Source organism: Sphingomonas sp. GCM10030256, assembly GCF_042666415.1.
GTDB lineage: Bacteria > Pseudomonadota > Alphaproteobacteria > Sphingomonadales > Sphingomonadaceae > Sphingomicrobium.
Window position 1 is genome coordinate 121,767 of record NZ_JBHTDI010000002.1, and the last position, 26,563, is coordinate 148,329.

At 67.5% G+C, this 26,563-nt stretch carries 22 protein-coding genes; 12 read left to right on the top strand and 10 right to left on the bottom strand.

Annotation, left to right across the window (positions count from 1 at the left end):
* Positions 1-13: 13 nt before the first annotated feature.
* The 5 genes from ACFQPG_RS08385 (at position 14) to ACFQPG_RS08405 (ending at position 5,560) form a co-directional block, all read left to right on the top strand.
* Positions 14-1,033 (top strand): 2-oxoacid:ferredoxin oxidoreductase subunit beta, encoded by a 1,020-nt coding sequence (locus ACFQPG_RS08385; protein ID WP_380811977.1) that lies wholly within the window; start codon positions 14-16, stop codon positions 1,031-1,033.
* 57 nt (positions 1,034-1,090) lie between these two features.
* Positions 1,091-1,756 (top strand): spermidine synthase, encoded by a 666-nt coding sequence (locus ACFQPG_RS08390; protein ID WP_380811979.1) that lies wholly within the window; start codon positions 1,091-1,093, stop codon positions 1,754-1,756.
* Entirely contained in the window at positions 1,756-2,784 is a 1,029-nt protein-coding gene (locus tag ACFQPG_RS08395; protein ID WP_380811981.1) for a metal-dependent hydrolase, read from the top strand. The genes ACFQPG_RS08390 and ACFQPG_RS08395 overlap by 1 nt, the downstream gene beginning before the upstream one ends.
* 15 nt (positions 2,785-2,799) lie before the next feature.
* The gene (locus ACFQPG_RS08400) at positions 2,800-4,164 is read left to right on the top strand and encodes a cryptochrome/photolyase family protein (protein ID WP_380811983.1); all 1,365 of its coding nucleotides are present in this window, start codon (positions 2,800-2,802) and stop codon (positions 4,162-4,164) included.
* Between the two features lie 79 nt (positions 4,165-4,243).
* Entirely contained in the window at positions 4,244-5,560 is a 1,317-nt protein-coding gene (locus ACFQPG_RS08405; RefSeq protein ID WP_380811985.1) for a class I SAM-dependent methyltransferase, read from the top strand.
* Here ACFQPG_RS08405 and ACFQPG_RS08410 read toward each other — a convergent pair.
* From ACFQPG_RS08410 to purF, 5 genes are all read right to left on the bottom strand, one after another.
* Positions 5,557-8,130 (bottom strand): BTAD domain-containing putative transcriptional regulator, encoded by a 2,574-nt coding sequence (locus ACFQPG_RS08410; protein WP_380811987.1) that lies wholly within the window; start codon positions 8,128-8,130, stop codon positions 5,557-5,559. The two genes, ACFQPG_RS08405 and ACFQPG_RS08410, sit on opposite strands and share 4 nt — an antisense overlap.
* 170 nt (positions 8,131-8,300) lie before the next feature.
* Positions 8,301-8,666 (bottom strand): UrcA family protein, encoded by a 366-nt coding sequence (locus tag ACFQPG_RS08415; RefSeq protein ID WP_380811989.1) that lies wholly within the window; start codon positions 8,664-8,666, stop codon positions 8,301-8,303.
* A 75-nt stretch (positions 8,667-8,741) separates the two neighbouring features.
* The gene (locus ACFQPG_RS08420) at positions 8,742-9,089 is read right to left on the bottom strand and encodes a UrcA family protein (protein WP_380811991.1); all 348 of its coding nucleotides are present in this window, start codon (positions 9,087-9,089) and stop codon (positions 8,742-8,744) included.
* A 151-nt stretch (positions 9,090-9,240) separates the two neighbouring features.
* Positions 9,241-9,957 (bottom strand): SDR family NAD(P)-dependent oxidoreductase, encoded by a 717-nt coding sequence (locus ACFQPG_RS08425; RefSeq protein WP_380811993.1) that lies wholly within the window; start codon positions 9,955-9,957, stop codon positions 9,241-9,243.
* Positions 9,958-10,055: 98 nt separating this feature from the next.
* On the bottom strand, positions 10,056-11,507 hold the full coding sequence (gene purF / locus ACFQPG_RS08430; RefSeq protein WP_380811994.1) for an amidophosphoribosyltransferase: 1,452 nt from the start codon (positions 11,505-11,507) through the stop codon (positions 10,056-10,058).
* 92 nt (positions 11,508-11,599) lie between these two features.
* Here purF and ACFQPG_RS08435 point away from each other — a divergent pair, with 92 nt between their 5' ends.
* A complete protein-coding gene (locus ACFQPG_RS08435; RefSeq protein WP_380811995.1) occupies positions 11,600-12,040 on the top strand; it encodes a hypothetical protein in 441 nt (146 codons plus the stop codon).
* 323 nt (positions 12,041-12,363) lie between these two features.
* Positions 12,364-14,160 (top strand): acyl-CoA dehydrogenase C-terminal domain-containing protein, encoded by a 1,797-nt coding sequence (locus tag ACFQPG_RS08440; RefSeq protein WP_380811997.1) that lies wholly within the window; start codon positions 12,364-12,366, stop codon positions 14,158-14,160.
* A gap of 27 nt (positions 14,161-14,187) precedes the next feature.
* Here the strand turns inward: ACFQPG_RS08440 and ACFQPG_RS08445 are convergent, their stop codons facing one another.
* From ACFQPG_RS08445 to ACFQPG_RS08455, 3 genes are all read right to left on the bottom strand, one after another.
* Positions 14,188-16,773: an EAL domain-containing protein gene (locus ACFQPG_RS08445; protein WP_380811999.1), complete on the bottom strand. Its 2,586-nt coding sequence runs from the start codon at positions 16,771-16,773 to the stop codon at positions 14,188-14,190.
* A 149-nt stretch (positions 16,774-16,922) separates the two neighbouring features.
* On the bottom strand, positions 16,923-17,846 hold the full coding sequence (gene cysK / locus ACFQPG_RS08450) for a cysteine synthase A (RefSeq protein WP_380812001.1): 924 nt from the start codon (positions 17,844-17,846) through the stop codon (positions 16,923-16,925).
* A complete protein-coding gene (locus ACFQPG_RS08455) occupies positions 17,843-19,123 on the bottom strand; it encodes an MFS transporter (protein ID WP_380812003.1) in 1,281 nt (426 codons plus the stop codon). The genes cysK and ACFQPG_RS08455 overlap by 4 nt, the downstream gene beginning before the upstream one ends.
* 189 nt (positions 19,124-19,312) lie before the next feature.
* On the opposite strand from ACFQPG_RS08455, the gene radA reads away from it, so the two are divergent.
* The 5 genes from radA to ACFQPG_RS08480 all read left to right on the top strand — a co-directional run bounded on the left by radA (position 19,313) and on the right by ACFQPG_RS08480 (position 24,926).
* Positions 19,313-20,674, top strand: coding sequence for a DNA repair protein RadA (radA, locus tag ACFQPG_RS08460; protein WP_380812005.1), 1,362 nt, complete (start codon positions 19,313-19,315; stop codon positions 20,672-20,674).
* Between the two features lie 182 nt (positions 20,675-20,856).
* Positions 20,857-21,372: a CvpA family protein gene (locus ACFQPG_RS08465; protein ID WP_380812007.1), complete on the top strand. Its 516-nt coding sequence runs from the start codon at positions 20,857-20,859 to the stop codon at positions 21,370-21,372.
* The gene (gene cysS, locus ACFQPG_RS08470; protein ID WP_380812009.1) at positions 21,369-22,676 is read left to right on the top strand and encodes a cysteine--tRNA ligase; all 1,308 of its coding nucleotides are present in this window, start codon (positions 21,369-21,371) and stop codon (positions 22,674-22,676) included. Before ACFQPG_RS08465 ends, cysS begins: the two co-directional genes overlap by 4 nt.
* A gap of 28 nt (positions 22,677-22,704) precedes the next feature.
* The gene (locus tag ACFQPG_RS08475; protein ID WP_380812011.1) at positions 22,705-23,151 is read left to right on the top strand and encodes an iron-sulfur cluster assembly scaffold protein; all 447 of its coding nucleotides are present in this window, start codon (positions 22,705-22,707) and stop codon (positions 23,149-23,151) included.
* Positions 23,148-24,926 (top strand): monovalent cation:proton antiporter-2 (CPA2) family protein, encoded by a 1,779-nt coding sequence (locus tag ACFQPG_RS08480; protein WP_380812013.1) that lies wholly within the window; start codon positions 23,148-23,150, stop codon positions 24,924-24,926. Before ACFQPG_RS08475 ends, ACFQPG_RS08480 begins: the two co-directional genes overlap by 4 nt.
* Before the next feature lie 3 nt (positions 24,927-24,929).
* On the opposite strand, the gene aroB is transcribed toward ACFQPG_RS08480, so the two are convergent.
* Together aroB and ACFQPG_RS08490 are read right to left on the bottom strand one after the other, a co-directional pair.
* Positions 24,930-26,000 (bottom strand): 3-dehydroquinate synthase, encoded by a 1,071-nt coding sequence (aroB, locus tag ACFQPG_RS08485; protein ID WP_380812015.1) that lies wholly within the window; start codon positions 25,998-26,000, stop codon positions 24,930-24,932.
* Positions 25,997-26,554, bottom strand: coding sequence for a shikimate kinase (locus ACFQPG_RS08490; RefSeq protein WP_380812017.1), 558 nt, complete (start codon positions 26,552-26,554; stop codon positions 25,997-25,999). Before ACFQPG_RS08490 ends, aroB begins: the two co-directional genes overlap by 4 nt.
* Positions 26,555-26,563: the final 9 nt, after the last annotated feature.

Sequence of the window (26,563 nt, forward strand, 5' to 3'; positions counted from 1 at the left end):
GGCTTGTGTTCCGATGAACGAACTTTCCACCATCCAGAAAACCACCGCAAAGGACTGGGCCTCCGACCAGGAGGTTCGCTGGTGTCCGGGTTGCGGCGACTATGCCGTGCTGAAGGCGGTGCAGCGCACGATGCCGGACCTCGGCGTCGCGCGTGAGAAAACCGTGTTCGTCTCCGGGATCGGCTGCTCGAGCCGCTTTCCCTATTACATGGAGACCTACGGCTTCCACACCATCCACGGCCGCGCGCCGGCGGTGGCGACGGGCATCAAGCTGGCCAATCCCGAGCTCGACGTGTGGATCATCACCGGCGACGGCGATGCGCTGTCGATCGGCGGCAACCACACGATGCACGTGCTGCGCCGCAATCTCGACTGCCAGATCCTGCTGTTCAACAACGAGATCTACGGCCTGACCAAGGGGCAATATTCCCCCACCAGCCGCATCGGCACCCGCTCGCCCTCGACCCCGTTCGGCTCGGTCGATCGTCCCGCGCGGCCGTGCGCCTTTGCGCTCGGCGCTGGAGCCCGCTTCGTCGCCCGCGGTATCGACGTGCACAAGAGCCTGCCCGACGTGCTCAAGGCCGCTCACGCGCACAAGGGTGCGGCATTCGTGGAGATCTTCCAGAATTGCGTCGTCTACAATGACGACGTCTTCGCGCCCTTCACGGCGCGTGAGGCGGCGAGCGAGATGCAGCTGTGGCTGAAGCCCGGCGAGAAGATGCTGTTCGCGGGCGGCGCCAAGGGTCTCGCGCTGGATACGGAAATGCTGACCTTGCGCGTGGTCGCGGGCGACGACCCTGCCGTGCTGGTCCACAATCCGAAGAACCGGATGCTCGCCCACATGCTGGTCGAGATGCCGGGGCAGGGCTTCCCCGTCGCACTCGGCGTGCTCTACGACGATCCCGCCCCGACGTTCGAGGCCGCCGTCATCGAGCAGAACGCCACGGCCGCGGCGGGCAAGACGCCGGACCTTCAGGCGCTGGTCAGCAAGGGCCAGAGCTGGCAGGTCGAAAAGGAGCCGCGTGCGGAGTAAGCCGCTCACCCTTCTTGCGAGCGTCACCTTCGGCTTTCTCGCAGTGACGAACGCGGCGTGATCCCCCGCGAACTGATCGCCACCGCCCGCACCCCCGGCGGCGAGGAGATGCGGCTGTTCCGCCGCGGCTCCGACCATATGATCCTGGTCGGCCGCGACGAGCTCATGTCCACCCGAATGAGCGGTTCGGAGGAGGCGCTGGCCCAGCTGACGGCGGCGCGGCTCGGCGAACGCAAAGCCCAGCACTGGCTGATCGGCGGCTATGGCATGGGCTTCACCCTCCGCGCCGCGCTGGCCGAGCTTTCGCCCGACGCGCAGGTCACGGTCGCCGAACTGGTGCCCGAGATCCTCGAGTGGGCGCGTGGCCCGATGGCCGAACTGACCGGCGGAAGCCTCGACGACGAGCGGGCAACCATCCGCATCGGCGATGTCGCCGACGCGATCGCCGGTGGCCGGTTCGACGCGATCCTGCTCGATGTCGACAACGGCCCCGACGCGCTGGTCCGGCCGGAGAACGACCGGCTCTACTCCCCCGGCGGGCTCGGCGCCGCGCGCGCCGCGCTGAAGCCGGGCGGCCTGCTCGCCATCTGGTCCGCCGCGCCCGACCCGCGCTTCACCCGCACGCTGCAAGCGGCCGGCTTCAAAGTAGACGAAGAGGTTGTCCGCGCCCGGGCCAACGGCAAGGGCCCGCGTCACCACATCTGGTTCGCAACCCCGCGCTGATGGACAATCTGACGCACAGCCTGGCCGGCGCGCTGCTCGGCCAAATGGGGCTCAAGCGCCTTACTGCGCGGGCTATGCCGACCCTGATCATCGCCGCCAACATCCCTGACCTGGATGCGATCACCACGGTTCTCGGGACCGAGAGCCTGGCAATGCGCCGGGGCCTGACCCACGGACCGGTCGCGCTCCTCGTTCTGCCGCTGCTGCTCACCGGCCTGATGCTGCTGTGGAACCGCTGGCGGCCCGCGGAGCAGCAGGTCCGGCCCGGCGCCCTCCTGCTGGTGGCGTATATTGGCACGCTCAGCCACCCCGCCCTCGACTGGCTCAACAGCTACGGCATCCGCCTGCTCGAACCGTTCAGCAGCCGCTGGTACGCCGGCGACACCCTCTTCATCATCGATGTCTGGGTCTGGGCCGCGCTGATCATCGCATTCGGCTGGTCGCGCTTTCATGAAAAGCGCAGCAGGAAATGGCAGCGTCCGGCCTGGCTCGGATTCACCGCCATCTGTGCCTACATCCTCGCCAATGGGCTGATCACCGGCCAGGCCGAGGCGCTCGGCCGCCAGGCCGTGCCTGCCTTGGTGCGGCAGGACATCGGCTCCCCGGCCGACGGGCTGAGCTATCGGTCCGAAATGGCGGGGCGTTCCGCCGGAACGCCGGTGGTGCCGGAGCTTGTCGTCGCCAATCCGCAGCCCCTCCGCTTCTGGCGTCGCCGTGTCCTGTGGCGCGGGTCGGGGCTGGCCGGGGCGCTGGACTATGACTGGCTGCGGGAAAGCGACGGCATCATCTTCCGCGGGCCAACGTACCGCACCCAGCTCGATCACCCCGCGCTCGCAGCTACGCGCGGCCGCCCGGAAGTGGTCGCCTTCCTGTTCTGGTCGCGCATGCCCTACGTCACGGCTGAGGAGGGCCGATTTGTGCTGAAGGACCAGCGCTTCGCGTCCTCGCTGCGCCGCTCCGCTGGCCGGACGGTGGGCGAGTATGATCCGTTCACCGTCCCGCTCTCCCCGGAACCGAAGCGCCGGTAGCTCGCTCCGCTGTCCATGTCCGACACTCAACTCGTCTGGCTCCGCCAGGACCTTCGCCTTGCCGACCAGCCCGCCTTCACGGCCGCCGCGAAAGCGGGACCGGTGCTGGCGCTCTACGTCCTCGACGACGAGACCCCTGGGGAATGGTCGATCGGCGGCGCCCAGCGCTGGTGGCTGCACCACAGCCTCGCCAGCCTGCAGCATGATTTGATTGCTAGGGGCGGAGCGCTGATCCTCCGGCGCGGCCGCTCGGTCGAGGTCGTGCGGCAGATGGCCCAAGAGGCCGAAGTGGCGGCCATCCATGGCACCCTCCACTACGAACCCTGGTGGCGCCATGCGGAGGAGGAACTCGGCGATCGACTGACGCTGCACGAGGGCGATGTGCTGCACGAGCCGTCCACGATCCGCTCGGGTAGCGGCGGCGGGTTCAAGATATACGGTCCCTACTATCGCGCGTTGTCCCGCCATCTCCCGCCGCCGCAGCCCTTGGCGGCTCCGACGCGGCTGGACGCGCCTGCCAATCGGCCCGCCAGCGACCGTCTGGAGGATTGGCAACTGCTCCCCACGCGCCCGAACTGGGCGGAAGGCTTCTCCATCTGGAAGCCAGGAGAGCATGGCGCGGCTGAGCATCTCGAGCGTTTCGCCGAAGAGGTCGGCCGCTATGCCGAGCGCCGCGACCTTCCGGCCGAGGTCGGCACTTCCAACCTGTCGCCTCATCTGCATCATGGCGAGATCAGCCCGCGCCAGGTCTGGCATTCCCTCGGCGGAAGTGCGGGCGACAAGTTCCGCCGCGAGCTGGCTTGGCGGGACTTTGCCCGTTCCGTACTGCTGAACTTCCCGGACCTCGGCAGCCGCGAGCAGCGGCCGAACGGCCTCGCTCACCGCACCGGCAAGCAGGCTGACTCGGATCTCGAGGCGTGGAGCAGGGGCCGCACCGGTTATCCGATCGTCGACGCCGGCATGCGCCAGCTGTGGGCGACCGGCTGGATGCACAACCGGGTGCGGCTGATCGCCGCGAGTTTCCTGGTCAAGCATCTGCTCCTCGACTGGCGGCGCGGCGCGCGGTGGTTCTGGGACACGCTGGTCGATGCGGACTATGCGAACAACGGCCAGAACTGGCAGTGGATCGCCGGCACCGGCTTCGACAGCCAGCCCTTCTACCGTGTCATGGCGCCGCTGCTGCAATCAGAGAAGTTCCGTGCGGCCAACTTTATCCGGCGCTGGGTTCCGGAGCTGGCGCACCTGCCGGATCGCACCATCCACGATCCCTGGCACCACAACGCCGCACCCCAAGGCTACCCCACGCCCCTGATTGGCCACGGCGAGGCGCGGGAGCGGGCATTGGCGGCTTACCGGGACGCGCGAACCCGGTCCTCCTGACCCCTCGCTCGGAGCGTAGCATGGCGGCGCTTCGCAACGTGTCTCGACTTCGCTCGATAGGAACGGATAGGGGAACGTCATGGCCACTCGCGGCGAACATCTGGTGCGGGCCGACCGTGCGTTTGCAACCGGGGGCGGGCTGCTCGGGAGGATCGCGGCGCCTGCGTTCGCGCGAGTGCTCCACCAGCTCGATGAGCGGCTTCGCGAAGGCGGCATCCACGCGACCCTACCCAATGGCGAGCGGCGCCGCATCGGCTTTCACGCGTCGGGACCGGAGCCGATCGTCGAGCTGCGCAGCTGGCTGGCGCTGGTCCGACTCGCCACGTCGGGCAGTGTCGGCTGGTACAAGGCATGGGAGCGGGGCGAGTGGGCCTCGCCGGACCCGGTTTCATTGTTCGAGCTGTTCATGCGCAACGCGGTTAGCCTCGGCGCCGCCGCCCGGGCGAAAGGGCCGGCCCGGTGGATCAACAAGCTCGCCCATCTGGCGCGCGACAATGCGCCCGGCCAGGCCCGCGAGAATATCGCCGCGCATTACGACCTCGGCAACGACTTCTATGCCGCCTGGCTCGACCCGAGCATGACCTACTCGAGTGCGCGGTTCGGCTACCCGGAACCCCTGCCGGTGCATGGTTCTTTCCCTGCCGGCGAGAGGGGGCAGCCATTCGACAAGCTCAGGGTGGACGGCGACCTGGAACAAGCCCAGCTTCGCAAGGTCCACCTCCTGCTCGACCGGCTTGACCTCAAGCCCGGGGATCGCCTGCTGGAAATCGGCTGCGGCTGGGGTACGCTCGCGATCGAGGCGGCGAAGCGCGGCGCGAGCGTCGTCGGCCTGACACTATCGACCGAGCAGAAGGAGTGGGCCGACCGCAAGCTCGCGGAAGCAGGCCTGTCTGGTCAGGTCAAGATCCGCCTCCAGGACTATCGTGAAAACCGCGCGCGCTTCGACGCCGTGGCTTCCGTCGAGATGGTGGAGGCGGTCGGCGAACGCTGGTGGGGCGCCTACCTCGACTGCATCGCCGATGCGTTGCAACCGGGCGGCCGCGCGGCGCTGCAGTTCATCGCGATCCGCCCCGAACTGTTCGACCGCTATGCGGCGAGCGCCGACTTCATTCAGACCTACATCTTTCCTGGCGGCATGCTGCTGGACGAGCCGCGGTTTGCCGCCATGGCCGCGGAGCGAGGGCTGGGCTGGAGCGATCTCGACCGCTTCGGCCTTGATTATGCGGACACGCTGAGGCTCTGGCGCGAGCACTACGACCTAGCTGTCGCCGACGGGCGGCTCCATGGGTTCAGCGATGCCTTTCACCGGCTCTGGCGCTATTATCTGATGTACTGCGAGGGCGGGTTTCGCGGGCAGGGGATCGATGTCGCCCAGGTGACGATGCAGCGGCGCTAGGAGGAGATAAGCGCATCGGCCTCTCGCCGTTCGCGAGTGCGCCATGCCAGATGCTCGCGCCGCAACTTTTCGAATGCCGGCACGCCGCGCAAGGAGGCCAGCATCGGGTCTTCGCCGATGTCGCCGTGAACCCGGTTCAGCCAGTTCCAACGCCGCGGATCCGTCCCGGCCAACAAGGTCAGCGCACGATCCTTGCGCCCCTGAGCCGCCTCGTTCGCTGCAATGGCGAAAACGTCTTCGTCGGGGATATTCCGGGACCGCAGCGCATACCGTCCAGCCTCGTCCGCGGCTTTCCAGTAGCGCAGGGCTTGCGCCTTGCGGCCCAGCTTCTCGAGGGCCAGCGCAATGCGCCCCGCGTTGGTGAGCCGGGCCACGCGGTTGCCGAGCCTGATTTCGTCGAGGCCGCTCAGCCGCGTGTCGGGAATTCGCGTCAGGCCGACCAGCTGGTCATACCGGCCAGTCCGCAGCAACTCCCACACCGCCAGTTCCAGGAGCCATGGGTCGCCGTGGACGCGCGCTTCGGCGGCGATCTCGGCAGCGGTGACGGGCCGACGGTTCAGCAGCCGGTAGCCGGTGCTGGAAAGCTGCGCACCCGTACTGGCGCACTGGTCAAATCGGCCAAGCCCGATCCATGCCTCGCAAGCTTCATAAAGCATCGACGTCGGAACACGCACGTTGCGCTGCCGCGCGAGCGCGACAACCCTGGACAAGTCACCGGTCGATCTGGCCAGCGCAATTTCGGCAACGACTGCTGCCGCTGGGTTGCCCTTGCGCATCACGGCGAGATAGCGGCTGGCTGCCGCATGATCGCCGCGCTCGGCCGCCCATTCAATGGCTGCCGACACAGGCCGATGCCAGAGCGGATCGAGTTGCGCGGCCTTTGAGACCGCGCGTTCCTGCAAACGATAATCCGCGCTCTCGGCCAGCGCTCCGCCCCACCAGTAGACGGTTTGCGGATCGTTGGGGTTAAGCGCCATGGAGCGGGCCAGGTGCGCCCGACCCGCCGCCGATTCGGTGCCCAGCACCAGCGCCCGCATGGCGTGCGCCTCAGCCGAATTCGGGTCGAGCGCCAGCGCGCGCCCGGTGGCAGCCAGTGCCTTGCGCCGCCAGTCTTCGTCGCCGGCCATTGGCCCAAGCTGGATGGTTCCGCCCAGCAGCGCCCAGGCAGGCGCAAAGCCCGGGTCCATGCGCACCGCCTGCTCCAGCAATTCCCGAGCGGCGATCGTGCTGGCTTTGTCCCGCTCACGGAACAGGCCCTTCGCCCGCAGGTACAATTGGTAGGCGTCCTGCCGTGGAACCCGGCTCGCGACCTGCTCCTCACCGACATTCAGCGCCCCACGGATTCCTTGCCCGATCGAAGCATGAATGGGCGCGCCCAGCCCGGTCGGCCCGTCGAACCGCTGGGTCCACACGGTACGCCCGTCACTTGAGTTGACGAGGGCGGCGGTAACCAGCAGCCGTTCGCCGCTCTTCCGGACGCTGCCCTCCACGATATAGCCGACGCGCAGGTTGCGCCCGATCTGCCGGAGGTCGCCCGCCTTGTCCTTGTACAGCCAGGCCGAAGTCCGGCCGGTCACGCGAAGGTCGGGGTGGCGAGCAAGGTCGGACAGCAATTCTTCGGAGAACCCATCCACCAGATAGGGGTCGACTCCGCCAAGCGCCCGGAACGGCAAGACCGCTAACGACGGGGGCGTGGCGGCGGCTGCGGTCGATCCGAACAGATATTGCGCACCAAGGATGCTGAGCGCGAGCACGATGCTCATCAGCACGTGGACCGGGCTCGACCGGGGCGGCTGCACTTCGGCTGCACGGAACGGCGGAGGTTGCTCGCCGCCCTCGTGCTCGCCGCGGTGGCCGCCATCTCCCGTGAGTTCCTCCAGCAGCCGGTCGTGCAGCGCCCGGATTTCCGCCGGCAGCCCGACCCCGAACTCCTCGCGATTGCGGGCCTCGGTCTCCTGGTAGCGCTGCTGCAGCGCCGAAGGCCGCTTGGCCTGGCACTCGGCCCGCATTGCCAGCGACAGGGTGGTCTCATCGTAGGGATCGAGCCGTGTCATGCGGTCGAGCAGCGGGATGGCGTCCGCCCCGCGCCCCGCGGCAAGGAGCCGTTCGACCTCCCGGCGTTGACCGTCAAGCACCTCCGCGGTCCGTCGGTTCCGCTCCATCGCCAGCCAGGCGTCGAACTCTGGCGTCAGATGGTTGAGGTCGTCGAACAGGGGCGAGTCGTCCGGCTCGTCCGCCGTTTCCGGCAGGATACGCTCGGCGGGGATCCAGACATGCTCGCGGTCGGCCTCGACAAACGGCAGCTCGGTCGCGTGGCGGATCTCCAGCAATGCCTGGCGAAGGCTCGCGCGGGCGTGGGCGTCGGGTCGGTCGCCCCACAACAGCTCGGAGAGCCGCTCGCGCGGGATCTTGGTCCCCGGGTGGCTGACCAGATAGGCCAGGATCGCCCGGGCCTTGCGACTCCGCGGGGTCAGGTCGCGCGTGCGGGACGCGTCGAGCAGCGCAAAGCTTCCCCACTGCCGGACGTGGCAGGCCGAGATGCCGAACAGCGTCTCACTGCGGACAAGCACGTGCTTTGCGCCCCTTTGAAGGCCGCTCCCGCCGCGCGACATTCCCCTCAGGATCCGCGGCCTTCAGCATTTACCATGGTGCGGCGACTGGCACGAGCTTGTGCCGGCCCCTTCGTCGAAGAATAAGTATGGTCCCACCGAAAAACCGCCGCTCGGACGTCTGGCGGGCCCTACTTCGCCGCTACGACGACAATGATCGTCGCCGATGCGGCTGCGGCCACGCCGCCGTGGAGTGCCCGGTCGATCTGTGGCCGGCTGTCTCCCCAACTCGCCTTGTGGCAAGCGGTCTGCGCGTAGAAGATCGGCGACGGCCCTAGCGCTTCGGCGCAGACGGTACGCACCGCCCGGTCAACCCGCCGGTTCAGCATGCTCCGCCCGGCGGCCGAGCCGAGGTCCAGGTCCGCGAACGAGACCGTTCGCGTGATCAGGTTCGGCGACGGAGCCGTGACCACCGTCTCGGGAGGCACAGCGCCGCCCTGCACCGGCACTGCGGCAAGCAGACAGAACGCACATAGACCGATTGGCAAACGAGCCATGATAGCCCTCCATCGCTTGGGACACGGCATCCTCCCCCCGTCCGGCGGCAGTCCGGACGGAGGGAGGGCCCCGCGTCAACGTGCCCGGACGACCAGCGCGGTGGCGGCCAGCGCCGCTCCGCTCCGCCGCGAGGCGACGATCCGGTCGATGTCCGAGAAGCCGGCGCTAATCGCACCACGATAGCAGCGCATCGCCTTCAGCCTTGTGTCGAGCACCTCGATGGAATTGCTGTTGCAAACGCGATCCGCGGCACCCCGGACGCGCCATCTCAGGCTGTCGACGCCGCCTTCGGTGGTCAGGTTGAGGTCGGCGAAGCTGACCCGTTCCTGTGGGAAGCGCGTCGCTTCCACGATTACCGGCGGCTGGGCGAGCGCGGCGCTGCTCAGCGTGGCCAGAACGGCCGCGAGAATCCTGTTCCTCATATCCCACTCCCTTGCCCGGGCGCCCCAACGCGACCGGCTGGAAGGGGAGATGAAGGAGGCTCGTCAAAGCGGACGCGATTGCAGCGTCAAAACAGCGTCAAATCGACGATTGGCCATCGCTGCTCGACAAAATGCCTGGAAAACCGAGCAATCAGGCAGGTTCGTCGACTCGCCAGCGGCTGCCGGTCGGCAGGTCGGAGCCAAGCCGCTCCACGATAGCGGCAGCGACCGCTTCGGGCGGCTTGACGCTGTCCGGCTCCTCTCCGGGAAAGGCCAGCCCCCGCATCCGGGTGCGAGTCGCGCCCGGATCTACGATCGTCACACGCAGCTTGCCGGTGTAGGCCGTTTCGTCCGCATAAGCGCCGAGCAGCGCCTCCAGCGCCGCCTTGGACGATCCGTAGGCGCCCCAGAACGCCCGCGGTTCGCTTCCGACCGAGCTTGTCACCCCGACCACGTCAGCCCCGTCGGACTGCCGCAGCAAGGGATCGAACGCCGCAATCAGCGCCTGGTTGGCCAGCAGGTTAATGCCGAGGATCCGGCCGTATTCCTTGGCGTCGATATGCTCGACCGGCGTCAGGCTGCCCAGCATGCCGGCGTTGAGGATCAGCATGTCGAGCTTTTGCCAGCGCTCGGCGACTGCTGCGGCCAGCTTGCCGATGGCCTCGCCGTCCGTGAGGTCGATCGGGGCGATCGTCGCACTCCCACCGGCCGCATGGATCCGGTCCTCGACCTGCTCCAGGCCAGGGGCTGAGCGGGCGACCAGGATCACGTGCGCACCCTGCGCGGCGAGAGCCTCGGCCGTGGCTGCGCCGATCCCGCGTGACGCCCCGGTCACGAGGGCGAGTTTTCCATCAAGGGGTTTGGTCATGGAGGGGGCCTGTAGAGCGCTAGCCGCTTCTCATCAAACCACTCGGGTCGAGCAGAGGCTGCTCCAGGCGAAGAGGGGGAGCCACGAGGTGGCCCGTTCTAGCGGCTCGCCACGAGGGCCAGGCCGGTCGCCTCCGCATTCTTGTCGGTGAGGTCGGTCAGGCGGGTCGGATAGTCGCCGGTGAAGCAGGCATCGCAGCGCTGCGGCGCGGCTGGATTCCGATGATCGCCAAGCGCACGGTAGAGGCCATCGATGGAGATAAACGCCAGGCTGTCGGCGTTGATGAACTTGGTCATCGACTCGACGTCCATCTGCGCCGCCAGCAGCTTGGCGCGCTCGGGCGTGTCGACTCCATAGAAGCAGCTGTGCCGTGTCGGCGGCGAGGCGATCCGCATGTGCACTTCGCGCGCGCCGGCATCGCGCATCATCTGCACGATCTTGTGGCTGGTGGTCCCGCGGACGATCGAATCGTCGATCAGCACCACGCGTTTTCCCTTGATCAGGGCATGGTTCGCATTGTGCTTCAGCTTGACGCCGAGGTGCCGGACCTCCTGGTTCGGCTGAATGAAGGTCCGCCCGACATAGTGGGAGCGGATGATGCCAAGCTCGAACGGGATGCCCGATTCCTGGCTGAAGCCGAGCGCCGCCGGCACTCCGCTGTCGGGCACCGGAACGACGATGTCCGCCTCGACCGGCGACTCCTGGGCCAGCTCCGCGCCAATCTTCTTGCGGCTTTCGTAGACGGAGGTGCCGTCGACCACGCTGTCCGGGCGGCTGAAATAGACATGCTCGAAGATGCAGGGGCGCGCCTGTTCGGCCGCGAACGGGCGGAAGCTGCGCACGCCGCTGTCATTGACGACGATCATCTCGCCCGGGGCGACGTCGCGCTCGAAGCGGGCGCCGATCACATCCAGCGCCACGGTTTCCGAAGCGAAGATCACCGAATCGCCGACCCGCCCCATGACCAGCGGCCGGATGCCCAGCGGATCGCGGCAGGCGACCAGGCCATGCTCGGTTAGGAGCACCAATGAATAAGCGCCTTCGACCTGGCCCAATGCGTCCACCAGCCGGTCGATCAGGCTGTTGTGGCTGGAGGTCGCGACCAGGTGGATGATGACCTCGGTGTCGGAGGTCGACTGAAAGATCGATCCGCGCCGATTGAGCGTGCGGCGAAGCTTCATCGCATTGGACAGGTTGCCGTTGTGGGCCACCGCGAACCCGCCCTGCGCCAATTCGGCAAACAGCGGCTGCACGTTGCGCAGCGCCGACGAGCCGGTCGTCGAATAGCGAACATGGCCGATCGCGGTCCGGCCCGCGAGCGCCCGGATCACCTCGTCCTTGTCGAAGTTGCCGGCGACGTGGCCGGCTGCCCGATGAGAGTGGAAGCTGGTCCCGTCGAAGCTTGTGATCCCCGCCGCCTCCTGCCCGCGATGCTGCAGGGCATGGAGCCCCAGGGCGACGAAGCTGGCTGCGCCGTCGGCATTCCAGATACCGAATACGCCGCATTCTTCGCGGAGCTTGTCGTCCTCGAAAGGGTCTGTCGTCAGCATCAACCTGCCGCCTATGTGGGAAGTGGCCGCCATATAGGCCCGCGCACGCCATTTGTCTTGCCATCTCTGAACGGGCCTTGAAGAGGAACCTCATGCACTTTGCAGTTCCCCTCGCCGCCGCCATTTGCCTGTCTGCCTGCGAGCGGCAGGATCAGCCCTCCGAGGAGCCGCCGGGGCAGGCGGCCGCGCCCGCACCGCCGCAACCATCGACCCTCGTCTTCGCCGGAGCGGGGCGAGACCGCCTTTGCCTCAATCCGGAGACGAAGCGGGCCGGGTTCATCACATACGGCCAGGCCGGAGCCAACTGCAGCATGCGCGGCAGCCTCGGCGAGGGCGGCGTTTTCCAGCCGGACGGCGACGCTGCCTGCCCCGTGCGGTTCACTCTCAACGGCGACGAGGCGTTCCTCGGCGACGGGCCGTCGGGTGCTTGCGCGTATTACTGCGGTCCCGGCGCGACCTACTCAGGCAGAAGGTTCACCCGCATGGCTCAGCCGGACGGCGCGACCGACCTCGCCGGGGATCCGCTCTGCTGAACATGTGCCCCGGCGCAGATCGGGGCCCAGGCGCGAAGCGATCACCTCGGTGCTGTCCTACAGCCTCCCAGTTCGATACAACAGGTGCCGGTTCTTTCTTCCCATGGCTTGCCTCGCCTCCTGGGCTGAAAAGCTGGATAATCCGGGCTCGTTACCGTGAACATTGTGAACATTCGGGTCGCCTGAACCCACAGCGGGGGTACTTTTGCCTAACCTTTGGCCCCGGTGCATGATCCCCGCCGAACACCTACTGACACAAATGTTGACTAACTGATTCGCGCCAATACACCCGCCCTGACCCCCTGAGACGAAGGACTTGCCGGATGCCCGTCTACACCGCTCCCGTTCGCGACACCCGTTTCGTCCTCGACCATGTCGTCGGGATGCAGAACTACGGCAATCTGCCGGGCTTCGCCGATGCGACTCCCGACCTCGTTGAGGCGATCCTGGAGGAGGGCGCACGATTCTGCCAGGACGTGCTCGCGCCGCTGAACCGGGTGGGGGACGAGGAGGGCTGTACCCGCCACGACGATGGGGCGGTGACCACGCCCCAGGGGTTCAAGGACGCCTACCGGCAGTTCTGTGAGCTTGGCTTCACCAGCCTATCGGCTCCGGCCGAATATGGCGGGCAGGGGCTGCCGCACGTTCTGGCAACGGCGATGAGCGAGTATGTGCTCTCTGCCAACCAGAGCTTCGAGATGTACCATGGCCTGACCGCCGGCGCGATCGCGTCCATCCTGGTCAAGGGTTCGGATGAGCAGAAGGCGACCTACCTTCCCAAGATGGTGGCCGGCACCTGGACCGGCACGATGAACCTGACCGAACCGCATTGCGGCACTGACCTGGGCCTCCTCAAGACCCGCGCCGAACCGCAGGCGGACGGCAGCTACAGGATCTCCGGCACCAAGATTTTCATTTCCTCGGGCGAGCACGACATGTCCGAGAACATCATCCACCTGGTGCTCGCGAAGATCACCGGCGCTCCGGACAATGTGAAGGGCATCTCCCTCTTCATCGTCCCCAAGTTCATGGTGGGCGATGACGGCAGCCTGGGCGAGCGCAACGGTGTCTCCTGCGGCTCGATCGAACACAAGATGGGCATTCACGGCAACTCGACTTGCGTCATGAACTATGACGGGGCGACTGGTTACCTGGTCGGTGAGCCGGAGAAGGGCCTCGCCGCCATGTTCATCATGATGAACGCGGCGCGTCTCGGCGTCGGCCTGCAAGGCCTGGCGCAGGGCGAGGTCGCCTATCAGAACGCCGTCGCCTATGCAAAGGACCGCCGCCAGGGCCGCGCCCTCCGTCCCGACCAGCGCGAAGCGGACGCGAAGGCCGACACCCTGTTCGTCCATCCCGACGTGCGCCGCATGCTTATGGAAGCGCGGGCCTTCAACGAATCGGCCCGCGCCCTTGTGCTGTGGGGCTCGCTGCAGGTCGATCTCAGCCGCAAGGCGGAGACGGAAGAGGAGCGGGTCCAGGCCGAGGACATCATCTCGTTGCTGACCCCGGTCATCAAGGGCTACCTGACGGACAAGGGCTTCGAGGCTGCGGTCAACGCCCAGCAGGTGTTCGGCGGTCATGGCTACATCCGCGAATGGGGCATGGAGCAGTTCGTCCGCGATGCGCGCATCGCGCAGATCTACGAAGGCACGAACGGTGTGCAGGCGATGGATCTGGTGGGCCGCAAGCTCGCCCAGAACGGCGGCCGTGCGGTCCGCACCTTTTTTGAGGTGGTCGGCCGCGACATCGCCGATGCCCGCGCAGCCGGCGACCCTGCCGGTCTCGCGGCGCCGCTCGAGCAAGCGATGGGCGAGCTGCAAGCGGCAACGATGTGGCTGGCGCAGAATGGCATGGCCGATCCCAACAATGCCGGCGCCGGGGCTTATGCCTACATGCAGCTGATGGGCGTCGTGACGCTCGGCTGGATGTGGCTCAAGATGGCAGGCGTCAGCGCGAAGTTGGTGGACCAGCCCGGCGAGGACCGCGCGTTCCACGAGGCCAAGCTGACCACCGCCCGCTTCTACGCTCAGCGCGAGCTGACCGCGGCCGGCGCTTACCGGCGTAAGGTCGAGGCAGGTGCCGAGGCGCTGATGGCGTTGCCGGTGGACGCCTTCTGACGCCGGACCGCGAGCAAGCGCCGCCGCTTACTCGCCAACCGCCTTGTCGACATACCACGGCCGCAACATCGTGACGTCGTTCAGCTTGCGCTGCTTCGGGGCGAGCCGGCCGAGGTCGAAATCATCGTCGAACTTGACCCCGAACTGCCGTTGCTGCGCCCAGCGGACGGTTCCGGTCACCGGACCAACCCCGACGATATCGATCGTGATCTGCGTTCCGGGTGCGACCGGCTGAGTGCATTCGACCAGCGTGCCCATCGACGAGATGTTGCGCAGCTTGCATTCGACTACAGCGCCGTCGATCACCGTCAACGCCCGCCGCATCAGGCGCTGCCGCGGCTGCCGGGTGCACTGATGGCCTTCCGCCTCGAGCGAGCGGCTGGCGGCGATAGCCAACGCGACGTCCGCCGCAGCAGGCCGCCCGAAGATGTAGCCTTGGACCTGGCTGACTCCCAGGTCGCGCACCAGATTGAGGTCGTCGTGAGTCTCGACCCCCTCGGCGACGGTGTCCATGTTCAGGCTTTCGGCCAGGGTGACGATCGCCCGGATGATGGCGGCGTTGCGCGTGGAAATGGACGCCGCCCCACGGACGAAGCTTTGGTCGATCTTGATCTTGTCGAACGGCGCTTTCTTCAGATAGCCAAGCGACGAGTAGCCGGTTCCAAAATCGTCCAGGGCCAGTCGAACCCCGAGTTCCTTTAATTTAGCGAAGGTAACGTCCGTGGCATCGCTGTCGGCCAGGAACACGCCCTCGGTGATCTCCAACTCCAGCCGCCCTGGTCGTACCCCCGACTCCGCGAGCGCGTCCCGCACGACATCGACGATGCCGGGATCGTTGAACTGGATCGGCGACAGGTTCACCGCGACCTTGACCACGTCGGGCCAGCGTGCAGCCTCGGCGAGCGCCTTGCGGAGCACCCACGCGCCGATCCGCCCGATCATGCCGCATTCCTCGGCAAGCGGGATGAACTTGACCGGCGAAATCGCGCCGCGCACCGGGTGCTGCCAGCGCACCAATGCCTCGAACCCGGCGATTTCCTCGTTCGTGGCAAGAACGATCGGTTGGAAATGCACCGACAACTCGTTCCGCTCGATCGCCTGCCTCAGGTCGTTCTCCAGCAACTGCCGGTCGGACGCCTCGCTGTGCATGGCGGTCTCGTAGAAGCAGTGCTTGCCACGCCCAGCCGCCTTGGCCGCGTAGAGCGCCAGGTCCGCGTTGCGCACGAGGCTGTCAGCGCAGCAGCGCCCGGGATCACCTATCGCCACTCCAACAGACGCGCCAATGGTCACCCGGTGACCTTCGATCAGGTAAGGGCGGGAGACTTGTTCGATCAGGGTCTTGGCGAGCGATTCCAGCAGGCCAGTCTCGACCGTTCCGGGGAGCACGGCCTTGAACTCGTCACCGCCAAGCCGTCCAATCTGTCCATGGTTGCCCATCACGCTGGTCAGCCGCTGCGAGACCTGCCGGAGGAGCGCGTCGCCAATCGGATGGCCAAGCGTATCGTTGACGTTCTTGAACCGATCAAGGTCGATCAGGAACAGGGAGCAGCCCTTCTGGCGGCGGGCGGCATTACGCAGCGCTTCTTCCAGTGTCTGCCGCATCATCGCGCGGTTCGGCAGCCCAGTCAGCGAATCGAAGCGCGCGAGGCGACTGATTTCCTGCTCGGACCGGCGCTGTTCAGTGAGGTCGGTGCCGATTCCGCGGAATCCCAGGAAACGGCCATTCTCGTCGAAAATCGGATTGCCGGACAACGACCAATGGACATTTTCGTCACTGGCCGGTCGCACGACGACGTCGGAGAAGGGGAACCGGGCCGAAAGGTGGAAGCCCAGCGTGCGCTCCTCCCGCAGGTCGTCGCCGGAGCCGGAGTCCACCGACAACAGGTCGGTGAACTGCCGGCCAAGCAGCGCCCCTGGCTCCGTCTTGAAGTCGTCCGCAAGCTGCTGCGAGACATAGGACAGGGTCCCGACCGAGTTTGTTTCCCAGAACCAGCCGCGTCCGGATGCTTCGAACTCCGCGACGAAGTTCAGGGCCTTCTTGGCGTGCCAGTCGAGCTGCAGGCGCCGACGGGTGCTGGTCAGCATTAGGCGGGTGACTGACACGCTGTAGCCGACCAGAAGCAGGCTCAGGGCGCCCAGGACGGCGTGGATCGCCGGCTCAGCGGCGAAGAACAGTCCGCCCAGGACGGCAACCATCGCGTTGGCGACAGTCAAGGGCGGCGAACTGACGGCCAGAGCCGCGGTGATCGCCAGGACACCGCCGAGGCCGAGCGGAAGCATGGTGGACATGGCACCCGGATCAAGGCTCGCTGCGACCGCCATCCACAGCCCGCCGGCAGCAGTGACGTAGGCCAGCATGGCCCGTCGCACGACATGCGGCCGCACCTTCATCGGGCCGGACAAGCGGAGCATCACCGCTGCTGCCGCATCGAGCAGGAGGCTGCCCGCAAACAAGGACAGGGCGGCGACGGTTGCGGGAGCGTTCCAGAGCAGAAGCGCGCCAAGCACCAGGTGCGTGGAGAGCAGCAGGTATGGTGCGAAGGCGAACAGCGACAGCCGCTTGGCCGCGACGGCGCTTTGATCATCGCAGTCGGGCGCGGCGATGTCGAACATCAACGCTTCCCAGACAGACGCACGGGATGGCGCGCCCCGGTCCACCTCGGCAATGCCCAATCTAGCTCGACGCATAAATCCCCACAATCCGAGGGGAAGTTAACGTGGAGCAGTTAACGGACTCTCTACCCGTCGTCCTTGCCGGCGAATTAAGCCTGTTCCGGCAGGAAGTCCGGAACCGACAGGTAACGCTCGCCAGTGTCATAGTTGAAGACCAGCACCCGGGCGCCTTGCCCAAGTTCCGGCAGCTTCATCCGCGCCGCGGCGAGGGATGCGCCGGACGAGATGCCGACCAGCAGGCCTTCCTCCCGAGCGGCCCTGCGCGCCATCTCGCGGGCGTCCTCCGCATCGACGTCGATCACCCCGTCCAGCACGCGCTGGTTGAGGATCGACGGGATGAAGTTGGCGCCGATGCCCTGGATGGGGTGCGGGCCGGGCTTTCCGCCGTTGAGGATCGGCGAGAGCGCGGGTTCGACGGCGAACACCTTGAGGCCGGGCCATTTCGGCTTCAGCACTTCGGCGCAGGCGGTGATGTGGCCGCCGGTACCGACCCCGGTGATGATCGCGTCGAGCGGCTGGTCGGCGAAGTCGCGAAGGATTTCCTGAGCGGTGGTGCGGCGATGCACCTCCAGGTTGGCCGGATTGTCGAACTGCTGCGGCATCCAGCTGTTGGGGATCTCGTCAAGCAGCTCGCGGGCGCGGTCGACGGCGCCCTGCATGCCCTTTTCCTTGGTCGTGAGGTCGAACCTGGCGCCGTAGGCGAGCATCAGGCGGCGCCGCTCCAGGCTCATGCTTTCGGGCATGACCAGCAGCAGGTCGTAGCCCTTGACCGCGGCGACCATGGCAAGGCCGATGCCGGTGTTGCCGCTGGTCGGCTCGACGATGGTGCCGCCGGGCTTCAGCGCGCCGGAACGCTCCGCATCCTCGATCATCGACAGCGCTATGCGGTCCTTGATCGAGCCGGCCGGATTGGCCCGCTCCGACTTCATCCACACGTCGGCGTCAGGAAACAGGCGGCTGATGCGGATGTGCGGGGTGTCGCCGATGGTCTCGAGAACGGAACTGGCCTTCATGCGGGCTTCTCCTCTTCCAGGGCTTCGGCGAGCACGGTCGGCGGAGGGTCGAAGGTCCGCGCTCGCCTGAGTTCGGGGAATAGATAGGACCACAACCCCGCAATCGCCACCGCGGCTCCACCGCCCGCCACCACCGCACCTACCGGACCGAGCAGGGCAGCGGCGATGCCCGACTGCAGCTCGCCCAATTCGTTGGAGGCGGAAATGGCGAGCCCGGACACGGCGGAGACGCGTCCCCGCATCATGTCCGGAGTGTGGAGCTGGACCAGGCTGGAGCGGACGTAGACGCTGAGCATGTCCGCTGCGCCGAGCAGCGCCAGGGCAAACAGCGACAGTGGCATCGACTTGGACAGGCCAAAGACGATCGTCAGCAGGCCGAACGCCGCCACGGCCGCCAGCATCTTGACCCCGACATTGTGGTGCAGCGGGCGGATCGCGAAAATGGCAGCGACCAGCGCGGCCCCGACCGCCGGTGCGGCGCGGAGCAGGCCCAGGCCCTCGGTTCCGACATGAAGGATGTCGCGGGCGAACACCGGGAGCATGGCCGTCGCTCCCCCGAGCAGCACGGCGAACAGGTCCAGCGTGATCGCACCGAGCAGGAAGCGATGGCCGCGCACGTAGGTCAGCCCGTCGACCATCTGGCGGATGGGATGCAACTCGCGCGACATTGGCGGCGGGACCACCCGCCGGATCGGGGAGAGGGTGAGAATGGCGACGCCCAACAAGGCGGCGGCAGTCCAGTAAGGGAGGGCCGGGTCGGCGGCGTAAAGGAAGCCGCCGATCGCCGGTCCGAGGACGGTCGCGCCCTGCCAGGCAATGGAGGACAGGGCGATTGCCTTGGGCAGAAGCGCCGGCGGAACGATGTTGGGGGCGATCGCCGACATGGAGGGGCCGACAAATACCCGGGCAATGCCGTGCAGGGCGGCAAAGCCGAACAGCAGCGGCAGGCTCAGCCAGTCGTTGGACGTGGCAAGCGCAAGGCCGAGAGCGACGCTCAGGTCCACCGCATTGGCCAAGCGGGCGACGGTGCGCCGTTCCCACCGGTCGGCGGCCCAACCCGCGACGGGGGTGAGGATGGCCAGCGGGACAAACTGGGCCGCGCCGAGCAGCCCGAGGATCAGCGACGCCTCGCGGATCGACATGCCATAGTCGGCCCTGGCGGTGTCGTAGACCTGGTAGCCGATGATGACGACCATCCCCATGGTGGCCAGCACCGCGCAGAAGCGGGCGACCCAGTAGAGCTGAAAGTCGCGAATTTGCAGGGGGGAGGTGGTCACCTGCGGCGCTTAGCGGTGGGGGTGGATGGGGGCAACCGGGCGCCGAATCGAAGATGACTGGAGGTCGATGTCCAAGGTGCCGAGCGGTGACGGGTGCCGCGCCGACCGGTCCTCATTGGGCAAGCGGCCTGAACGGGCGGGGACGGCCGCGTTGCCCTCGTTTCGCCTGCGGGCTAGGTGAAGCGCCTCATGGCCAAGCCGAAATCGAGATATGTCTGCCAGGCCTGCGGGTCGGTGAGCAGCCGCTGGCAGGGGCAATGCGCCGACTGTGCCGAGTGGAACACGCTGGTGCAGGAGGCGAGCAACGTGACCGTCTTCTCGGCCAGGCATGACCTGTCGGCAGGCGGCAGAGCGGTGGAGCTGGTCGGGCTGGACGCGGATATCGCTCTGCCGGAGCGGGTGCCGAGCGGGATCGCGGAGCTGGACCGGGCGATCGGCGGGGGGATCGTCCCGGGCAGCGCGATGCTGCTGGCGGGCGACCCGGGGATCGGCAAGTCGACGCTGCTGCTGCAGGCGGCGGCGAAGGTGGCGCTTAGCGGGCGCGGCGCGGTCTATATCTCGGGCGAGGAAGCGGTCGACCAGGTCCGCTTGCGGGCGCTGCGATTGGGGCTGGGCGGAGCTCCGGTGCGGCTGGCGGCGGTGACGTCGGTGCGCGACATCCTTACGACCCTGCAGGCGGGACCGCCGCCGGCGCTGCTCGTGATCGACAGCGTGCAGACGATGCACTCAGACCTGATCGAGGGTGCGCCGGGGACGGTCAGCCAGGTGCGGGCGAGCGCGCTGGAGCTGATCCGCTTCGCCAAGGAGCGGGGCACGGCGCTGATCCTGGTCGGGCATGTGACCAAGGATGGCAGCATCGCGGGGCCGCGGGTGCTGGAGCATATGGTCGACGCGGTGCTCAACTTCGAAGGGGAGCGCAGCCACCAGTATCGCATCCTGCGGGCAGTGAAGAATCGCTTCGGCGGGACGGACGAGATCGGCGTGTTCGCGATGGAAGGCGCCGGGCTGGCTGAGGTGCCGAACCCAAGCGCGCTGTTCCTGACCAAGCGCGACGATCCGGTCAGCGGGACGGCGATCTTCCCCGCGCTGGAGGGGACACGGCCGGTGCTGATCGAGGTGCAGGCGCTGGTGATGCGGCTGGCGAGCGGGGCGACCCCGCGGCGGTCGGCGGTGGGCTGGGACGGCGGACGGCTGGCGATGCTGCTGGCGGTGCTGGAGGCGCGATGCGGGATCAGCTTCGCGGCGGCGGAAGTCTATCTGAACGTCGCCGGCGGGTACCGGCTGCAGGACCCGGCGGCGGACCTGGCGGTGGCGGCGGCGCTGGTGTCGGCGATGGCGGAGCGGCCGGTGCCGGCTGAAGCGGTGGTGCTGGGCGAAGTGGCGCTGTCGGGCGAGGTGCGGCCGGTGGCACATTCTGCGCTGCGGCTGAAGGAAGCGGCGAAGCTGGGGTTCGAGGAAGCGTGGGTGCCGGGCAGCACGGAGGCGAACGGCATCAAGGTGGCGCGGTTCGGGGCCTTGAGGCAGTTGGTGGATCGGGTGTTGGGGCGGTGACTGGTCCTTCGAGACGAGCCTTCGACTGCGCTGCGCTCCGCTCAGTCTCTCCTCAGGATGAGCGGCACCTCACACCGCTCTTCCTGAGAAGAGACTGAGTAGCTCCGCAAGGAGCGTAGCGAAGGCTCGTCTCGAAGGACCGGGTCTAGCCACCGCTTTTCGGCTCTTCTATCGCTCACCCCGTGACCGCACTCGATATCTTCGTTCTTCTGCTGCTCGGCGGCGGGGCCCTGGTGGGGTTCGTGCGCGGGTTCGTGCATGAGGCGCTGGCGCTGCTGGCGTGGATCGCGGCGATCGTCGCGCTGAAACTGTTCCACGGCGATGTGCAGGGCATGGTGGGCGGAGCGACGTCGAGCGCGACGGGGGCGGCGGCGCTGGCATTCGCGCTGCTGTTCCTGCCGGTGTACCTCGGCGTGCGGCTGCTGGCCCGGGTGATGGGGCGCGGGGCGCGCAAGTCGGTGCTCGGGCCGGTGGACCGGTTCCTAGGCGGCGGGTTTGGGATGCTGAAGGGATTGGTCGGCGCGACCCTGTTCTTCCTGCTGGCGAACCTTGCCACCGACATGGTGTATGGCGCCGAGGCCGAGCGGCCCGAGTGGATGACGCAGAGTCGCACCTTTCCGCTGCTGAACGCAAGCGGCCGGGCAATCGTCGACTGGGTCGAGGAGCAGCGCGGCCGGGAAAGACAAGAGAGCCGATGATCCGCCTGTACAACACGATGGCGCGCGAGAAGCGCGAGTTTGTCCCCGCCGACCCGAGCCGCATCACCATGTATGTGTGCGGGCCCACGGTGTACGGCCGCGCGCACATCGGCAATGCGCGCCCCGCGGTGGTGTTCGACACGCTCGCGCGGCTGATCCGCCACCAATATGGCGCGGACAGCCTGGTCTATGCGCGCAATGTCACCGACGTGGACGACAAGATCATCGACGCGGCGCGGTCCGAGGGCGTGGCCCCGGAAGTGATCGCCGAGCGATACGAGGGTTTCTATCTTCAAGACACCGGTGCGCTGGGGGTCGAAGCGCCGACCCGCGCGCCGCATGCCACGCAGGAAATCGCGGGCATGGTGGCGATGATCGGCGAGCTGATCGCCAAGGGCCACGCTTATGCTGCAGAAGAGCATGTGCTGTTCGATGTCGGGTCCGACCCGGACTATGGCGCGCTGTCGCGGCGGGATCGCGAAGCGATGCTGGCCGGGGCGCGGGTCGAGGTGGCGCCGTACAAGCGCTCGCCCGGTGACTTCGTGCTGTGGAAGCCGAGCGCGGACGGCGTGATAGGGTGGGACAGCCCATGGGGGCGCGGACGGCCCGGGTGGCACATCGAATGCTCGGCGATGATCCGCGAGCATCTGGGCCAGACCATCGACATTCATGGCGGCGGGATCGACCTCATCTTCCCGCACCATGAGAATGAGCTGGCGCAGAGCCGCTGCGCCCACGGCGGGGCGCCGCTGGCGAATTACTGGCTGCACAACGGCTTCGTGGATTTCGGTGCCGAGAAGATGTCCAAGAGCCTGGGCAATGTGGTGTTGATTAACGACTTGCTCGATGCCGGGCACCGCGGCGAGGTGCTGCGGCTGGCGCTGCTGAGCGGGCATTACCGGTCCCCGCTGCCGTGGACGGAGGCGCTGATTGCCCAGAGCAGGGCTGTGTTGGATCGGCTTTATCGTACGGCCGGAGATGCGGACGCCGGAGAGGCCGATGCGGGGGTAATCGGTGCTCTGGAGGATGACCTGAACACCCCGCTGGCGCTCGCCCGGCTTGGACAGATCGACGACCCTGCGGTGCTAAGGGGCAGCGGAGCGCTGCTCGGGCTATTCGGCCAGACGGCGGATCAGTGGTTCCGAGGCGATGGCAGCTCGGACGTGGACACGCGGATGCAGGCCCGCACCGAGGCCAAGGCCCGCCGCGACTTTGCGGAGGCGGATCGGATCCGGGATGAGCTGAAGGCGGAGGGTATTCTGCTGGAGGATGGGCCGGGTGGGACGACGTGGCGGCGGGCGTGAACATCATCCCTGACGCGGTTGTAGGCCTATGAACGCCCCACTCTACACGACCGAAATCCTGCGGCTGGCGGCGTCGCTGCCGCTGGCGAGCAGCCTCGCTGCGCCGCACGGGCGGGGGGAGAAGAGGTCGGCAACGTGTGGGAGCGTGATCCGGACGGAGGTTCTCCTGGAAGGCTCGCGGGTGATTGAGTTGGCGCAAGGCGTACAGGCTTGTGCGTTCGGGCAGGCGAGTGCGGCGCTGGTGCAGCACTTTGCGGTGGGCAAGTCGCGAGCGGAGATTGGGGCGGCGCGTGACCGCCTTGCGGGTTGGCTGCGAGGTGAAGGCGTGGCTCCGGTCGGGTTCGATGTGCTGGCTCCGGCAAAGGCAAAGGTGGGGCGGCATGGGGCGATACTGCTGCCGTTCGATGCGCTGATTGCGGCGTTGGAAAGCTCAGCTGCGGCGCCCCTCGTAGGTGAGGGGGACGCGTCCGGATGACCACCGTCCTGATCAGCGGTGCGGTGATGCTTGGGGCAGCGCTGCTGTTCGTGACCATTTTCCGGCGGCTCGGGCTGGGTGCGACGCTGGGGTACATCCTGGGCGGAGCGGTGATCGGGCCGCAGATCCTCGGCCTGATCGGCGATCCGCAGGCGATCATGAGCGTGTCGGAAATCGGCATCGCGCTGCTGCTGTTCCTGGTCGGGCTGGAGCTTCGGCCGAGCCGCTTATGGCGGTTGCGGAGGGATATTTTCGGGCTTGGCCTGGCGCAGGTGGTGCTGTCAGGGCTGGCCCTGGCGGCGCTGATCCATTTCGTCGTCGGGGTCAGCTGGCAGGCCAGCCTTGCGCTGGGCCTGCCGCTTGGCCTGTCGTCCACCGCGCAGGTGCTGCCGATGCTGCGGTCGTCGGGCGAACTCAATTCGCCCTACGGCGAGCGGGCCTTTTCGATCCTGCTGTTCCAGGACCTGTCGCTGATCCCGCTGATTACCATTGTCGGCGCCCTGTCGCGCGCGCCGCAGCCGGACCAGCCGGCGGGCTGGGTGCTGGCGCTTTATACCGTTGCCGCGGTGGCCGGACTGGTGCTGGCCGGGCGGTTCCTGATCAACCCGTTCTTTCGGCTGATCGGCCGGCTGGGCGAGCGCGAGCTGTTCGTGGTCGCGGGGCTGTTCACCGTCATTGCCGCCTCCGCGCTGATGCATTCGCTGCACCTGTCGGTCGCGCTTGGGGCGTTCGTCGCCGGAGTGATGCTGGCGGAGAGCCCGTATCGGCACGAGCTGGAAAGCGACGTCGAGCCGTTCCGCTCGGTCCTGCTCGGCCTGTTCTTCATGTCGGTGGGCATGTCGCTGGACCTGGGAGTGATCGCTGATCGGCCGCTGACGGTGGTCGGACTGGCGCTGATGGTGATCGCGGTCAAGGCGGCGCTGCTCTATCCACTCGCCCGGGCATTCGGAATGAAGCAGGGCCGGGCGATCAGCCTTGCCCTGCTGCTGAGCCAGGCCGGCGAATTCGGCTTCGTCCTGTTCACGCAGGCGACGGCGGCGCAGCTGATCCTGCCGGAAGGTGCGAGCCTGTTCGGTGCGGTCATTACCCTGTCGATGGTCTCGACCCCGTTCCTGATGCGCTTCATCGATTGGCTGCAGGCGCGAATGTCGGCGCGCGGCGAGGTCGACCTGGAAGGGCCGGAGTTCTCGCCGGAAACCAACGCGATCGTGGTCGGCTACGGCCGGTTTGGGCAGACCGTGGCGCAGATGCTGATGGCCAAGCGCATCCCGGTCACGCTGATCGACAGCAAGCCGTCGCAGATCGAGCTGTCCAGCGAGTTCGGGACCAAGGTCTATTATGGCGATGGCACCCGGCTGGACCTGCTGCGCACGGCGGGGGCGGAGCGGGCGGAGGCGATCCTGTTCTGCCATGACGACCCGGCGTTCGATGCCGGGGCGCTGAAGCCGGTGCTCGAAGCGTTTCCGCACGCGCTGGTGATGGTGCGGGTGTTCGACCGGCGTCAGATGATCGCGCTGGATGGCTGCGACGTTCCCCTGCTGCAGCGGGAGGTATTCGAAAGCGCGGTGGTGATGGGCCGCGAGGCGTTGCGCAAGCTCGGCATCGCCGACCGCGAGGTGGCGCGGGTCGAGGGCGAATATCGCCAGCGCGACAGCGAGCGGCTGCAGATGCAGAGCGAAAGCGGCGACCTGCATTCCGGAATGGATCGTAGCTTCGGACCGACCCAGTCGCTGCCGGACGAAGTGATCAAGCAGGACGCTCCCCGCTCGACCTGAGCTTCACTCGACCGAGGCCAAAAACTGCCGGAGCTGCTCGGCATCCACTCCGTCGCTGAGGAACGCCCGGCCGATCCCATGCGACAGGACCAGGCGGAGGCGGCCGGCCTGATTCTTCTTGTCGCCGGCCATCAGCGGGAGCAGCGCGCCCGGATCGACCCTGACTTCGGCCAGGGTCGTCGGGAGACTGGCCTGGGCGAGGTGGCGGCGGACGCGCGCGGCCTCGCTGGCGGGACACAGGCCAAGCTTCGCGGAGAAGGCGGACGCCAGGACCATGCCGATGCTGACGGCCTCGCCATGCAGGACGCTGCCGAGCCCGGCGACGGACTCGATCGCGTGGGCGAAGGTATGGCCGAAGTTGAGCAGCGCGCGCAGCCCGTTGCGGTCCTCGGGGTCGGCTTCGACCACCCGAACCTTCGCGGCGATGCACTGCCGCACCGCTTCCTCGCGCATCTCGCGATTGCCGGAGAGGATGGCGTGGCCATGGTCCTCCAGCCAGTCGAACACAATCTGGTGCCCGATCAGTGCATATTTGACGATCTCGGCATAGCCGGCGCGCAGCTGGCGCTCGTCGAGCGTATCGAGGAAGCCGACGTCGGCGAGGACCAGCGCGGGCTGGTGGAACATGCCGACGAGGTTCTTCTGCCCCTCGGCATCAATCGCGGTCTTGCCGCCAACCGCGCTGTCCGCCTGAGCTAGCAGGGTGGTGGGGATGTGAATCACCGGGCAGCCGCGCTTGAACAGGCCGGATGCGAGGCCGGTGAGGTCGCCGATCGACCCGCCGCCGAGCGCGATCACGGGGCTCGATCGATCGAGGTTCATGGCGGTGAACCGGGCGATGAGCTGCCGAAGCCCCGCCCAGTCCTTGGCCGCTTCGCCTTCAGGCACGAGGATCGGCTCGACCGGAAGGATCGCGGCGAGCCGCTCACCATGGAGGAACCACACCCTCTCGTCGGTAACAACGGGCAGGGTGCGGCCCGCGGCCAGCCGGCGAAGGCTGCTCCGGGCATGTTCGAGCGCGCCGACGATGATGTCGTAGCTGCAGGTCCCGGCTTCGGCGGAAATGATCATCATGGGGAAGCGAGATGGTCCTTGAGGGCGTGGATGATGGCATCGACCACGTCGCCGTGGGAGCCGCCGGTGCTGGGCACCCTTATGTCAGCCTCGGCATAAGACGGGCGCCGTTCTTGGATCAGCTTACCGAGAATCGTCGAGCGGTCCCCCTGCTTCAGCATGGGTCGGGTGTCGGGCCGGCGGGCGGTGCGGTCCGCGAGGATGTCGACGGGGGCATCGAGCCAGACGGTGATCGTCCGGTCCTTCAGCAGCTTGCGGGTCTGTTCGTTGACGAAGGCCCCGCCGCCGGTCGCGATCACCTGGACCGGACCCTCGACCAGCCGGGCGACGAGGCGGCGCTCGCCATCGCGGAAATCCTCCTCGCCGAAGCGCTCGAACACCTCGCCTGCAGGGAGGCCGGCGGCGTCCTCGATCGCGGCGTCACTGTCGACGAACGGCAGGCCCAGGCGGCGGGCGAGACGGCGGCCGACGGTCGATTTGCCGGCGCCCATCAGGCCAACGAGGACGATCGGGCGGTCCAGGCGGTCAGCAAGGCTCGGTGACGGTTCGCTCATCGCCGGAGG